Source organism: Levilactobacillus fujinensis, from assembly GCF_003946335.1.
In the GTDB taxonomy this organism is placed as follows: domain Bacteria; phylum Bacillota; class Bacilli; order Lactobacillales; family Lactobacillaceae; genus Levilactobacillus; species Levilactobacillus fujinensis.
The window spans coordinates 1-13,168 of sequence record NZ_RHNX01000009.1 but is presented as its reverse complement, the minus strand read 5'-3'; the positions used below and the strand labels follow the sequence as shown (position 1 = coordinate 13,168).

At 44.7% G+C, this 13,168-nt stretch carries 12 protein-coding genes; 3 read left to right on the top strand and 9 right to left on the bottom strand.

Annotation, left to right across the window (positions count from 1 at the left end; all coding sequences use genetic code 11):
- Window positions 1–248: 248 nt before the first annotated feature.
- The 3 genes from EKM89_RS04940 to EKM89_RS04930 all read right to left on the bottom strand — a co-directional run bounded on the left by EKM89_RS04940 (window position 249) and on the right by EKM89_RS04930 (window position 3,541).
- Window positions 249–1,076, bottom strand: a complete 828-nt coding sequence (locus EKM89_RS04940; RefSeq protein WP_225421815.1) for an alkaline phosphatase family protein — start codon at window positions 1,074–1,076, stop codon at window positions 249–251.
- Between the two features lie 1,380 nt (window positions 1,077–2,456).
- Complete coding sequence (locus EKM89_RS04935) at window positions 2,457–3,098, bottom strand: SDR family oxidoreductase (RefSeq protein WP_125686250.1); 642 nt, start codon at window positions 3,096–3,098, stop codon at window positions 2,457–2,459.
- Window positions 3,099–3,274: 176 nt separating this feature from the next.
- The gene (locus tag EKM89_RS04930) at window positions 3,275–3,541 is read right to left on the bottom strand and encodes a hypothetical protein (RefSeq protein WP_125686248.1); all 267 of its coding nucleotides are present in this window, start codon (window positions 3,539–3,541) and stop codon (window positions 3,275–3,277) included.
- Between the two features lie 416 nt (window positions 3,542–3,957).
- Between EKM89_RS04930 and EKM89_RS04925 the strand changes: the two genes are divergently transcribed.
- Entirely contained in the window at window positions 3,958–4,554 is a 597-nt protein-coding gene (locus EKM89_RS04925) for a hypothetical protein (protein WP_125686246.1), read from the top strand.
- 127 nt (window positions 4,555–4,681) lie between these two features.
- On the top strand, window positions 4,682–4,945 hold the full coding sequence (locus tag EKM89_RS04920; RefSeq protein ID WP_125686244.1) for a hypothetical protein: 264 nt from the start codon (window positions 4,682–4,684) through the stop codon (window positions 4,943–4,945).
- A gap of 359 nt (window positions 4,946–5,304) precedes the next feature.
- Here the strand turns inward: EKM89_RS04920 and EKM89_RS04915 are convergent, their stop codons facing one another.
- Both EKM89_RS04915 and EKM89_RS04910 read right to left on the bottom strand, forming a co-directional pair.
- Window positions 5,305–5,697 (bottom strand): MarR family winged helix-turn-helix transcriptional regulator, encoded by a 393-nt coding sequence (locus EKM89_RS04915; RefSeq protein ID WP_125686242.1) that lies wholly within the window; start codon window positions 5,695–5,697, stop codon window positions 5,305–5,307.
- 234 nt (window positions 5,698–5,931) lie between these two features.
- The gene (locus EKM89_RS04910; protein ID WP_125686240.1) at window positions 5,932–6,708 is read right to left on the bottom strand and encodes a hypothetical protein; all 777 of its coding nucleotides are present in this window, start codon (window positions 6,706–6,708) and stop codon (window positions 5,932–5,934) included.
- A gap of 326 nt (window positions 6,709–7,034) precedes the next feature.
- Between EKM89_RS04910 and EKM89_RS04905 the strand changes: the two genes are divergently transcribed.
- A complete protein-coding gene (locus EKM89_RS04905) occupies window positions 7,035–7,703 on the top strand; it encodes a hypothetical protein (protein WP_125686238.1) in 669 nt (222 codons plus the stop codon).
- A gap of 316 nt (window positions 7,704–8,019) precedes the next feature.
- Here EKM89_RS04905 and EKM89_RS14355 read toward each other — a convergent pair whose 3' ends face one another.
- The 4 genes from EKM89_RS14355 to EKM89_RS04885 all read right to left on the bottom strand — a co-directional run bounded on the left by EKM89_RS14355 (window position 8,020) and on the right by EKM89_RS04885 (window position 13,027).
- Window positions 8,020–9,417, bottom strand: a complete 1,398-nt coding sequence (locus EKM89_RS14355) for a hypothetical protein (protein ID WP_125686236.1) — start codon at window positions 9,415–9,417, stop codon at window positions 8,020–8,022.
- Window positions 9,418–9,679: 262 nt separating this feature from the next.
- Window positions 9,680–11,221, bottom strand: a complete 1,542-nt coding sequence (locus EKM89_RS04895) for an S-layer protein (RefSeq protein ID WP_125686234.1) — start codon at window positions 11,219–11,221, stop codon at window positions 9,680–9,682.
- 273 nt (window positions 11,222–11,494) lie between these two features.
- Entirely contained in the window at window positions 11,495–12,559 is a 1,065-nt protein-coding gene (locus tag EKM89_RS04890; RefSeq protein WP_125686232.1) for an FRG domain-containing protein, read from the bottom strand.
- A complete protein-coding gene (locus tag EKM89_RS04885) occupies window positions 12,560–13,027 on the bottom strand; it encodes an ImmA/IrrE family metallo-endopeptidase (RefSeq protein ID WP_125686230.1) in 468 nt (155 codons plus the stop codon).
- Between the last annotated feature and the right edge of the window lie 141 nt (window positions 13,028–13,168).

Here is a 13,168-nt window from a genome sequence, read left to right as displayed (position 1 = left end):
ATTATTCTTTGATGTATGGCCGTTTGTCATACAAAAGTTGACTCGATGTTGATGCAGAAATTATGTAGTGCATAACTTCTGTTACGAACGATAGCAGTTCGTAACAGTTGGATTTCAGCGGCCACCAGGGAATGGTGAAATTAAGCGGTGAATAATTGATGAATCGGTTCCTGATGTGCGCTGACCTTTGCAACCCAACGGTTACCCCCTGAGACTGATGCTTACCCACCCCCTTTCAAGGTTACGTCCTATTGCGTAATTTCATTCAAAAAACTATGTCCGGCCGCGTGTCCCGCCAAGCCGAAGTTTTCCAATACCGTTGCCCCGACATCGGCTAGCGTCCGCCGAATGCCCAACGCATGGGTACTCGGTCGCGACGGGGAGTACGCCAGTAGCGGCAAGTACTCGCGGGTCGGCGTGACGGCAATGGTTGGATCGTCGGCATGCGTCGCGGTAATAATTAGTAAGTCATTGGCGCCCATGTCGTGCATGAGCTGCGCCAAGTAGCGATCCGCTAACATCAGCGCTTCTCCAAACGCTTGCGTATTCTGGTGCTCACCGGCGAAACGGAACTCCGGTAAAAGCACGTAGGTCAATCCAGACTCTGGCTGAGAAAGACGGTCATATAGGATACGAAACGCATCCTTGTTGGCTCCCAGTTGAACACGCTCTGCTAAGGACTGCGTTTCCAAGTAACTTAGAAACGGTCCAGCAACCGTGACCGTGTAGCCAGCAGCCGGCAAGGTATCGAAGACACTCTCCGTTCGGGTGGCACCGTTGTAGTCCCACATCTCACGAAGTCCGGTTGCCCGCCGATTGGTCTGCGCGCTCACGTGCAGGCGGCCGAAGAACCCGGTTGGAGTTTCCACGGGGTCAATCCCGGGCAATGGATGGTCAATCCGAATATTACCAAGACCTAACTGCTGTAATGTTGGAAGATTTAGTTTATCAGCCCAACTAACCGCCACATGACCCAGCGTGTCAGCGCCTACCGATTGAAAGCGATTTGCGTCTGGAGCTTCCCCCAGACCCAAGCTAGCAAAATCAATCACGAAGATGCGATGAAAGGCCACCATTTCTCACTCCTTAGGTCAATATTGAGAATTAAACCTCCCCAATATTTTTTCGGTCTAGTAATAATATACCTTTTCCGAACCGGCCTGTAAATGGTCGATTTAAGAAAATCGTAAAAACTCTATTTCCGAACATTGCGGGTGTTAATGGTTGTCAAAATGCCGACCGGTCCGTAAGCAATCAAATTTCCCACTTTATTTGCTAAAAGGATTTACCTTTGAAAATAATCCCCGTCGGCCGACCCCTAAACGGTTGCTGGTAGCCCTACCAGCCCGCTTCGGTGGTGACCGAACGGTTATCAAAGTAATCCTATTCAAAATGGAAACTAACTTGGTTGACCCGAACGACTAAGACTCCTTACGCCATAAAAACGGGCTTCAAGTATGGGATGACAACTCACTTGAAGTCCGCTAACTCTCGGAAAGGAGGTTGTGATTACTAAATTTCCGTTTCGTAATCATTTTAATTCTTAATCGCCTCATAACTAGATATTCCCACTGACTGACACAGCCGTTTTTTCATTCTGAGTAATTTCAGACTGTCGTTTCAGCACGTTTCCAAAATCTTAATTCCTTCATTACCTCAACTGATCGACACTTTAACGATTCTTTTTAAAATCCTTGTGCGACCATGCTAACGCAACATCCGAGCTCTAGCTACTACCTGGAACTGTTTACAAGTCTTAAAACAAGTATGCTTACGTGAAGCACTAAGCTAAAACACTATTCAATTGTCTTGCTACCAGAAACCTGATACTTGAATCTTACCAGAGTTCGTTAGAAGGTTTATCGGAGTTGTCCTAAATCTTTCAGTTTCTCGGTGCTACTTACTAGTAAAACCTAACTTACGTTCAAAACGGAAATCGGTTTCATTAACATTGTATCAACTAGATCAACTGGAGCTTTGAATCACAACTCTTAATTCCTTTCCGCAACATAATAGTAACATGACCTGTAAGCGTTTGCAATAGAAATGCCAAACTTTTTTGCTCATTTTTGAACATGCTTGATCTCGCAGGTTCGACTAGTATCCAAATCCCGCTCATACCATGGTCTACTGACCGTCGCCATAATTTTTTTGCAAAAAAAATACCGCTGGCGATAAAAGACCGCTAACGATATTTCCGCAACGTATGAATCAATTTCCGGCAAATCCATGGGTTCTTGTTTGGAGGAAAAGTTTCACAGAATGAGCGTAGTAAAATTGATTCCAAAATTAAGATTTTACTCCCCCGAGCCTATGCGGAGTTCTTCTCACGCACACCATAGTTATACCGCGAAATGGCTCGAATTGCACCCTTTTTGTCCGGTCGATTTGCGGCAGACAACGGTCGAATGCCGGAGTTCAGGCGTTTATATGAAGAAAACTTTTTATCCTAGTTTTTAATACCAGGCCGGCTTGTCACCATCGGTATTCGGCTTGTTGACCCCTAGGGAGTCATGGACGGCTTGTGTTGGATCGGCTACCAGGCTCGTGACCAACGCCGCAATGCTCTTCCGCGAGACTTCGGTCCCCTTGAAGGCCTCACCCTTGTGTGTCGTCTCATAAGCCACCTCATCATGATTGGTGAGCCAAGCTGGACGAATGATCGTGTAATCCAGGTCGGACGCTTCAATGACCTTGGCAGCGGCCGCGTAAGTCTCCAAGTAGCCACCATCCAGCATAGAGTGGTTCCACTCCCCGTACTTGCCAGGCACTTCGTCATAAATTCCTAACGTAGAAATCCAAATCAGGCGCTTGATCTGGACAGCATCCATGGCAGTCACAACCGCCTTGGCTTCAGCTTCGATGTTGTGACCAGCTAAGTTGGCGTACACAACGTCGGCTCCCTTAATCGCTGCCTCAATGTCGGCCGACTTGCTGGCATCGCCATCGACAACATCGACGCGATCACTGGCAGCATTAGCTAACCGCTTGGCATTACGGAGGAACAACGTTAAGTGGTTCTCCGAATCCTCTAGCAATTGGATCGTTGCTAACTTGGCAATATTCCCGTTAGCACCTAAAATAACAACATTTGTCATCAAAAATCCCTCGTTTCGTTTTAGTTTACGGTTATACTGTAATACTCACAGTTACATTTAGCAAGTCAAACGGTCCGACATTACTTTTCTTAGTGTCGCCAAAGCCGTTACCCCGCTATTGGCGGCCAAAATAAAAAGCACCGTGGCGTTATGCCTCAGTGCTTCTTCTCAAGTCATTAGATTAACATCAACGTGACGCCCTTGATTGGTGTCAAGCTATCGCCCAAGTCGCCGAAGACCAATTCCTTCTTGAAAACGGGTTGATCGAGTTCGGTTAAGTTCGTTTTCTCAATGGTCAGATGATAACGGCCATGCCGATCACGCGTGAGTTCGTAATTGACGAATTCTTGTTCTGGCGCATAATCCGCAAAACGAACGGCGTAGTGGCCGAGTTGGTGGGAAACGACCAGGCGAATCCCAGTTTCATCTCTAAATATATGCAAAATTGTTCACTCCTAAATTGGTTAAAACTTTTACTGGTGCGTGGCAATTAAAACAAAAAGGAAGAGCCGCCAGCGCGCCCCTCCCTCAATATCGTCATTTAAGCGATCAAAGATTTAGGGCAACCGCCGCGACTTTCGACAACCACGGTCCGTTAAACCCATGATCAGCTAAAAATGCGCACAGTGATGTCAGCCTCACCAAACCACGTTTCGTTTGGTATCACCAGAATTAAGTCCTCTATGTACTTTGATTGTACCATACTTGCTTAGAAAAAATTAGGGCCGGCCAAAACTCGCCGAATTTTAACTGATTTCTGAATGTTTTGCCTTGCACTTCCGGTAGAAATGCCGCAATATTAATAACTAGAAGATTCAATTATTAATTGGATAATAATTAATACAATGGAGGCACTGACATGGCAAATACCAAAAATAGTCAGGCAGCAAAAATTCGGCAACAAATCATAACGTGGTTACAGGACGATCAAGAAACGGAAGTCGTTTCCGCAACTAAATTTCCCGGTATCCGTGGTATCCGAGCAGTTAAGCTTCGCCAAATGCTAGGCGCCTTAGGCTTTGCATCCTCAGTTGTTATGGGTGCCGTCTCTGCCGCGCCATCGATCGACCGGCGCATCAAGAAGGCCGCATTGAAACCCCGTGAAGTCTATTACTACTTTGACGCCAACACGGAAACTCCTGTCAATACACCGGCTACCGCGCCGATTGCTACGACGCCAGTACCAACCGCAACTGTCGCAGTTACCAAACCAGTCAGTGTTAACGCACCAGCAGCGACTGGCTTAACGGCTACTGATGCCTTCACGCGGATTCTAGCCAGCAACCGTCAACTGTCTGTCGACCTGAATGCTCTGCTGACAGATGCACAGCAACAACGGCCGCTCACCGACCTCGACTTGGACTTCCTGACGAGCTTTTCTGCACAAGTCGCCAAGCAAGCCGAACTTTTGCAGACCTTCACCACGCAGTCACGAATTGACCAGTTGCGGCATTAAGTCGTTAACTTATTAACTAATTAGCAAATTCTTTTAACCAGTTTGGCTTTTTTTGCGAAATTTGCTTGACATTTCGGCACTCGACCTTTACTCTGTTATAAATTACTTTTATGGGGGACGATTGCTTATGGCATTGCACGAAAATAATCGGGTGTTTTGTGAAAAAACTGAACTTTTCTCTGACTCTTTTTACGGCACTATCACCAAGATCTACGAACACTCCGCGCTAGTTAAGGTTGAGCCTGAACAACTGAACAAGAAGGAAACCGATAAGATCGATTCATTCGGCGACCTTGTTGTGATTCGGCAAAGCGAACTACAACTAGTCGACGCCGCAGGTAAGCCCCTGAAAGAACCAGTCGAAGAAGAACCACTTGAAGCGGCTGAATAATTCTTATCATGGTTTAAACGATCAGCATTCCTTTGTGGATGCTGATTGTTTTGTTATTAATTATTAATAGTTGCGCTCATCTGTTCAATGGGAGAGTTACCTTAACGCAATACACTAACCAGTGACAATATTGTCTAATTAATCCATTTCGGCTATTTAATTATAGTCCGTTTTAGGGCTTCAGCTGACACTATTGTAGGAACAAAGGTCAGCCTGCATGGTCACAATTTGTTTCATTTTAAACCTTATCACATAACGAACGGGCCTGAGACAACTTCATCCCAGGCCCGTTCGCCATTTTTCACACGCATCACCACTGATGGTGTACTGCGACACAATCAGGTTGTGTGCTGTGAACTCTACTCCGCCGACGTCTCAATAATATCTGCCAGTTGCCGCATTAATGCCGGTAGTTCATCAGACAGCACGTCACTGACGTGTTCTTCAACACGCCGTCCCCGCGGCGTAATCTGGAAAACGTGATACCGTCGGTCGGTTGGCAACGTTTCATCTTGAATGAACCCCCCGTTCAACAGTCGACTGATCTGAATAGAGACCATCGATTGCCCAACGTTTAGGCGACGAGACAGTTCGCTCGTGCTGATTTTCTCAGACGCAAGCTCGTGTAAGATGCGGTACTGCTCAAACGTAATTGCATCTCCAGTGCTGGGCCGTTTAATAAAGGGTCGTAGCAGCGAATTCAGTTGGTGGATTCGCTCCACGTCCACGGCCAGTTTATTGGCTTCCATCATGACACTCTTCCTCCTCGTGACCACTGACACCCATGCCGCGGTTGCCAGTTCGTCTTTAACATAGTCATCATACATATTGGCCGCTTAATGGCTGATTGTCACAGCGACTAAGTGACCTCCCCAATTATCCTATCATAGATAACCGACTATATTATAAACAAATCACATCTTGGCCAAATTTGCTATTATATCACTTATATTTAATGGTGCCAGCCTTGGTTTAACGGGGATTCGTTAGGAATCGAGCGGCGGCTCCGTGCCACGTTGATCGTCCCGTAAAACTTGCCAGAGGGCCTCTTCATCGACTACCCTGGCTGCATTGTGCTGGGTTTTCTTCATGTAAGCGGTTAATAATTGCTTGGCAAAATATTGGCAGTAAGTCAGACCCGCCACGCGAACCGGCCGATCAATCATCGGACCGGCTTGTGGCGTCTGCATGAACTGCGCAACCAATTGTTGCCGCGACCGCTGTACTTGAAGCACATCATCCCAGCTCTTGCTCAGGCGGGTGGTCGAGTCCCGGATAATCATCTCCATCCTAACTGTCAAGGAGATCCGGCTCTCCTCTTTTTGGGCAGTTGTGTTGACACTCTGCAGATAGTGGCCATTCAGCCAGCTATAGTATTTGCCATATTGAGAGCGTTCCGTTGCAAACAGTAGCAGATCACCTAGCACAAATGGCGTTGGACTCGTCAGCTTTAAAAAGTCCTTCTCCACGTGGCAATCAAACCAATCAACCCCAGCACACTTACTCAACGACTGAATCAGTGCACGGGGTGTTCGCTCAGTGCGATAAAAACCAGCCGTTGTCCAAACGACAGTATCTTCGGCATGGTCGCTAGAACTATAATTTTTCAAATACAAGAGCGTCGACCAATCAATCTCGACTTGATCACCAGGAACAAATATTTTCACATCTGCCGGCTGTAAATCTGTGAAATCAACCGCCTGCTCCGCTTCAACTTTTTCCTGATACGCCGTCGTTAAACCATGGGTCAACGAATTAGCCATCGACTATCTCCTCCTCAGGACGATTGAGGTGTGTGATAACTTAACATGGCCCCTTGTTTGCCCAGCTATAGATTCTCACAAAAGCCGAATAATAGCAAGAAAGACAGCCTGATTTTTAAAATTGATTTTTACACTGTATTAGCTATATTTTGCGGATATTAATGGGTTTTGGTGGAAACTATCGCTAAAAATATCACGAACTATAAATATATTAATATAAGTTTTATTCGATTTTTCTCATAAAACTAGTCGAAATTGTTACCTGAATTTCATGCAATCCGTTAGTTAACTTGCTATACTCAAAGTAATGAGGAGGCGACGTGCGTATGCAAAAATATCGACATCCGTTGGGCGAAACACTCCGTCAGATGCGACTGATTTTAGCACCTGGCGCGATGCCCGACGAAATCTTAGCCATGGTTGATCTGCCGACCTGGTACTTACTTGAATTGGAACGGGGCCACATCACCCGACCCAACCCGGACACCCTAACGTTGATCTACGACTGTTACCAAATGACTGCAGATCAAGTTGCTAATTTTCGGATGGCCGTAAACTTAAAGGCAGCCATCACCAAAATTATCACCGCGAAAGAAGCTACTGGACAAACGTATCAGCGTCAGAGCAAATTACAATGGCCCAGCAGCGATCTGTACGCCACGGAACACCCCGTTGTGAAGATGGAAGACCCCGCTGCTCGTAACAGTTACGCGGATATTTTACGTTGTGTGCGTAAACGCATCGAGTGGTGTCCGCTCCTGATTACCAGCTTCTACTATCGGATATCCCCAATGGCTTACTGGCAAATGGAAGCCGCCCAATTGCCCGCAACTAACACGGTCATTCAGATTCTCTGTCAACGCCTGAATGTGACCAATTTAGACAGATTCATTTACGCTGAGGATTTATACACCACGCTGTGTCGCCACTTAAACTTGTCACAGCAAGACATCCCGGCGCAATTACGTTTACCTATGGGGAACGACATTCACTGAATTTTAAAACCCACTAACAAGAAATCAACTTGTTAGTGGGTTTATTAATTGTTTGAGATAATGGTTAATTGCCGAATCGTTTAAACTTATTTTGAATGTGCGGTGAACTAACTAAACCAGTTAATGCAAGGAACCAGGTAACTCCCCCAGACGCCCTTGGTATCTCCGAATTTACAGTACTGAAACGTAGGACAAAAGGTAGCTGACTCCGCTTACGGCTGATAACCAAATAATCTAAGCCCAGGATTATTCAGTTATCAGCCGTAATGCTCGCCAGCTAATCTCCTTTTATCCCACTCTTTTTAGATAAGTTTAGTTAGTTATTCGTAAAGTAGTCACTTGAGCCCGTAGTTGCACTTGAAGTGGTACTTGAAGTGGTACTTGCAGGAGACGTCCCCGTCTTTTCACTAGCTGTGTAGAATGCTTTCGTCGTATTTCCAAAAGTCCCAGCTAACGTGCTAGACAATGTGTATTCTGTGTAGTATTCAGTCGTAGAACCGGACTTCGTGTAATTCGGTGTGTACAGCGTTGACAGGCTTGCACCCTTCAAGTAACTTGTCACATCAGCAGCCGTAAAGGTCAGCCCCTCAGTACCAGTGAATGCAGCACTAACCGTTGGGAAGACGACCGTATTGCTAGCAGCCGTTACGCCTGTTTTGTAGGCTGTTAACTCGGTCGCGGCAGCTGATAGGTCACCGTTACCACTAGTTTGATAAAAAGCGATTTTAGACGTTGTGTCTTCATTCTTTACTACAGCTAAACTAATCGTATCACCCGTCTTAGCTGCCTTCAGAGCCGCCACGTTAGTTGAATCAGTCGCCGTGTAAGTATACCCCGTTCCAGTCAGCAAGGCATTACCCCAGCTACTAGTGGCCTTACTCGTCACGTCAGTTCCCACTGCAGTCCCTGTAGCCGTTGAAACGGCACTCGTACCATCTGCCTTTAGATCAGCTAATGTGGTCGACTTAACCGTTGTTCCAGAAGTCGTCGTGAAGTTGACTTTGACGTCAGTCTTGTCGTTGAAGGTATCAGCTGTTGGCTTGGTCGTTGTAACGGCCTTTGCGTAAATCCAACCGTTAACGGATGGGTTAGCAGCATCTTCCACGTAGTAATACAAAGAACCTTCGCGGGTCTTGGTTGCAGCCTTAGTGATGGTCAAGGCATCATTAGCGAATGGGGTCGTATTCTTAACCTGCTTAGACGCCTTGTACTGCGTATATTGTGGTGCATCCCAAGTTACGTTACTGGTACCAGCCTTGGCAAAGTAAACCGTTGTGTTTGAAGGCAACGTTGCTGACTTGGTCGTTGTGGCCGTCTTGATACCACCAGCAAAGGTTGTGGCCTTCTTACCACCGTAAATGTACCCTCGATATTTTCCATTCATAGAAACTACCTTGTAATAAACAGTTCCCCTATTGGTTACGGAGACTGAGTAGGCCCGGAAATAGTCAGTGGATTTCTTAGAAGTTGCTAACTTCTTCATTGTCGCCTTAGATGCAACGACTTTAGCCCCTTTCACAGTGCCCGGCTTTGAATATAAAGCACTCGTCCCTGTTGCCTGAACATTACGTTTAGTCCCAGCCGTCTTCAGTGTTTTACTGGAAACAACTTTAGCCTTGCTAGCTGCATTAGCAGTTGTGGCTACCGTTGCAACGGCTCCAAAACTCAGAGCAGCTAAACCCAAATAAAGTGATTTCGCTAATCTTGATTGCATAGTCGATGTCTCCTTTTAATAGATAAAGTTATAATTCGATAACGGCCTTTAGTATACCAAACTAATACTCGAATAACGCGTATTTAATCAAATTTAACCTACCTTAAACAGCGATATGACGGGGATAATCACACTTTTAACGTGTTTAGCACAATCGAAGTTTAACCCAAATTAAACCCCCTCAAGTGCAATCAGGCTTGAGGGGGTTTATGACTAGATCACTTGTAGTAAGGCCTCGTTTGGAAGCACATCTTAGATGAAACTAAGCCATCCAATTGTTATTGGAAGACGTATTATCCACGGCACCAACCGTTAAGGTCGCGTCAAAGCTGGCAGTCACATTACCACCAAAAACGGCTAGCCGGTTGTCACCAGTAAAGTACTTGTTGCTAAACGTAAACGTGTAGTGGTAAGCCTTGCCATTTGAAGCGTAGAAGGTCTTAGCACCAGTAATTTGAACTTTACCAAGTTCCGTTGAAAGACCTGCCAAGTTAGTGGTCATTTGTTGTCCCTTCTTACCGGAGAGCAACGAAATCCCTGCTGGTGATAAACCAACGGTCGTCTTAACATCGGCACTTGCTAAGGCATTACCGGTCTTCAATGCGCCGCTAACTTTAACTTCTGCGCCATCAATCTTGTCGTTGACTTCGCCGACCTTCAATTGAACCTTAGAAGTAGCAGCCTGTTCAACGTTAACGTAAACTGTGTTCCCATAAGTAGCCGCATTAGCTAGCGTATCAGCTGACTCGCCTTGAACTAACTTGTAGCCACTAGGTGCTGAGCCAGAGATAAAGGCAGCCAACGTCATACCAGCTACGTTAGTTGGTAATTTAACTTCTTCCTTTGACTTAGCTGGGGTAATTGGCTTGGCCGTAATGGCGCTATTACCATTGACAGTAGCGACCGCGGCAGACTTTTTAGCTGGCGTCTTGCTCGTATCTGGCTTGCTCTCGGCTGGCTTTGTAGCTGCTACAGTTGGGTTAACAACGTCTCCTGCCTTAGTCTTGGCAGTGGTCGTGATCCAAGTAGCAGTGCCAACTTGAGTTGAACCATTACGGTAGACAATCTTCACACTGTTGTCGTTGGTTGCTTCATCTTCAGCAGTGGTTAGGGTCAAACCACCTAAGTCCTTGCTGGAAGCATCCTTGTAGCCTTCACCTGCAAAGACCCAGCCAGAGATACTTGGATTAGAGGTACTCGTCACGTAGTAATACAGCGAGCCTTCTTTGGTCTTCGTCTCAGCCTTAGTTACCTTGAAGGTATCCTTCTTAGAAGAACCGTATAAGCTAACCTTATGTGCCTTATAAGTCGTATACTTTGGCGCTGACCACAGTGTGTTCTTTTTAACATCCTTCAGGTGAAAACCAGTTGTCCGAGTTGGCACTGTGGCCGTCTTCGTCGTTTCAGCAACCTTGATACCATCAGCAATTGTGCCTTGAACCTTACCACCGTAGATGTAACCACGGTATTTACCGTTCATAGAAACAATCTTGTAGTAGACCGTTCCCCGGTTCGTAACGTTCATGTGGTAAGCCCGGAAGTAGTCCGTTGAGTTCTTAGATTCTGCTAACTTCTTAACCATAGTCTTAGAAGCAACAACTTTTGCGCCCTTAACCGTTCCCGGCTTAGAGTAGATGGCGTTAGTCCCCGTAACTTCAACGTTCTTACTCCCATTAGGAATAGCAGTACTAGAAACGATCGTGGCCTTAGAAGCAGCATCTGCCGTAGTTGACATGTTGGCAACTGCTCCGAAGCTCAGAACAGCGGCACCCAAATACAATGACTTCGCTAAACGTGATTTCATCAATTTTCTCCCCTAAAAATTTAGTAGTTGAACATCAATTAGTATAGCAACTGACCGGCTAAAAATGGAAGAGTATATTTAAAATTTCCTATGTAAATAGTTATTGTGGGTTATTATCATATCTTTAAAAACCGATGTTATCTCAACAAAATTGTGGACTCAAGAATCTCTTCATGCCAGAAAATAATTTAATAAATATGAGAGGTATTCTCATATCCAAGTAAAACATACTAAGATTAAATGGTCTTACGGAGCTAATCCTAGTATGTTTACTTAACCCAGATCATCATTCTTCTTACTAACCTGATACCACTTCTTATCTTGATTACGTTCATTACCATCAGCATACTTTATGTTCAACACCTTCAGGTACATATAGAAGTCTGGAAATAAATCTTCGCTACGGTAATAATAGGATTGTAGTTTCGCTCTGATATCGTTAACAGCCGTTTCCAAGGTTTGAGGCCCACGTGGCATATTGATACTGTCACCATCTGGCAGGTTAGCATCCCTTATATCCGATTCAACTTGATTCTCAATATAACGTATGCTAACACACACTCTGGGAATCTTTTTTTGACCAGACAGTTCGTCCAAATCTAGCTTATCGAAATTCAGAAAAGCTCCTTTTTGAACTGAAATACGCCGATTTTGCTGACGCTTTGTTACCTCTTGAAATAAGGTATTCTTCCCATCCTCGCGCACAAAGAAAACATCAAGCTGAGGCTCATTTCCCGTTCCATCATAGCCATCAACCATAAATAAAAGAGATATAAATGGATTTTCGCTAACATCTACTAATGGCGTTCCCAGACCATAATGTTGTAATTCAGCCAGATTTGCTGCCCTTTTATCTTTTTCTGAAATCGGAAAGTAGGCAACATCCTCTGGAAACTTCTGAGCAATTGATTTGTAAATCTGCTCATAGTTACGTCTGAAGTCATTACTATAGCCACCACGACCACTTCTGAATAGAGAAGGTCTTAGTTTCCAATTTCCAGGTTGTCCACGATAGACCGTCTTATACCCAACTGGAATCCAATCATTTATTTGATCAATTATTTCCTTGAGCGTGTAGAAAACAGACCAGGACACGTGATCTTCCGTATAAGTATGATTTATTTCAAACTGTCTAAAGGCTTTCTTTAGATGACTACGTAAATCCTTGAGCAAAACACTGTCATGCTCTCTAGAATCTACTTCTATTCCTTTTAGCAAATAAATTAAATTGTCATCAAATTCCGTATTTGTAATTTTCAAATCAATGTTCAAAGTATCAAACACGTTCTCAGCTTTGTACAGATCGTTTTTAGATTGATAGTTATCGCTCACGGTCACTCACTTATCCTCAACAGGTACAAAAATACCCAAATTGTCCATTCGATACTTCATTGCCATCGTTGATACTTTTAATTTTCGTGCAACATCACTGATAATACTTTTTACATTCTGATCAGTTAGTCGCCTTTGGTCATAATTATTCTCCTTAATAGACGTGTTAACTTCAAGAACGACCATTGATTTTGGCATTAAAAACTGTGCCGCAAACGTATTCGCAAACACTTCATCTTTTCGATCAGCAACTGAATAGTCATTGGAATCATCATTACGATTAGCATGTCGTACATTCTGCATTGCGTGACCCAACTCATGTGCCATTGAGAATCGTTGTCGTTCCTTATTTTCAGAACTATCAATCAAGATGGTATTTCCAGAAATCTTTCCACTCCCATCCATCTGCTTATTAAATTTCACATTGAATTTAAGTTCTTCTAAAATGTGTTCAATGTCAATATAATCTTTCACTTCTTCGTTAGGGTCAAGTTCTGCATCTCTATTAAGCGAGTTTAATCGCTTAATAAACTCTGACTGTCAATAGCGGCGTAAAAATGTTGGAAAATGGCGGTTTGAAAATGTAGGTTTTTGGCGGTCAGTTTGTTGCTTTTA

What these genes read in the sequence shown, in the direction of transcription:
- EKM89_RS04915 (WP_125686242.1), bottom strand. Translation starts at nt 5,697, where the DNA reads ATGATGGAAGCCAATAAACTGGCCGTGGACGTGGAGCGAATCCACCAA.
- EKM89_RS04910 (WP_125686240.1), bottom strand. Translation starts at nt 6,708, where the DNA reads ATGGCTAATTCGTTGACCCATGGTTTAACGACGGCGTATCAGGAAAAA.
- EKM89_RS04920 (WP_125686244.1), top strand. Translation starts at nt 4,682, where the DNA reads ATGGCATTGCACGAAAATAATCGGGTGTTTTGTGAAAAAACTGAACTT.
- EKM89_RS14355 (WP_125686236.1), bottom strand. Translation starts at nt 9,417, where the DNA reads ATGCAATCAAGATTAGCGAAATCACTTTATTTGGGTTTAGCTGCTCTG.
- EKM89_RS04905 (WP_125686238.1), top strand. Translation starts at nt 7,035, where the DNA reads ATGCAAAAATATCGACATCCGTTGGGCGAAACACTCCGTCAGATGCGA.
- EKM89_RS04940 (WP_225421815.1), bottom strand. Translation starts at nt 1,076, where the DNA reads ATGGTGGCCTTTCATCGCATCTTCGTGATTGATTTTGCTAGCTTGGGT.
- EKM89_RS04895 (WP_125686234.1), bottom strand. Translation starts at nt 11,221, where the DNA reads ATGAAATCACGTTTAGCGAAGTCATTGTATTTGGGTGCCGCTGTTCTG.
- EKM89_RS04925 (WP_125686246.1), top strand. Translation starts at nt 3,958, where the DNA reads ATGGCAAATACCAAAAATAGTCAGGCAGCAAAAATTCGGCAACAAATC.
- EKM89_RS04935 (WP_125686250.1), bottom strand. Translation starts at nt 3,098, where the DNA reads ATGACAAATGTTGTTATTTTAGGTGCTAACGGGAATATTGCCAAGTTA.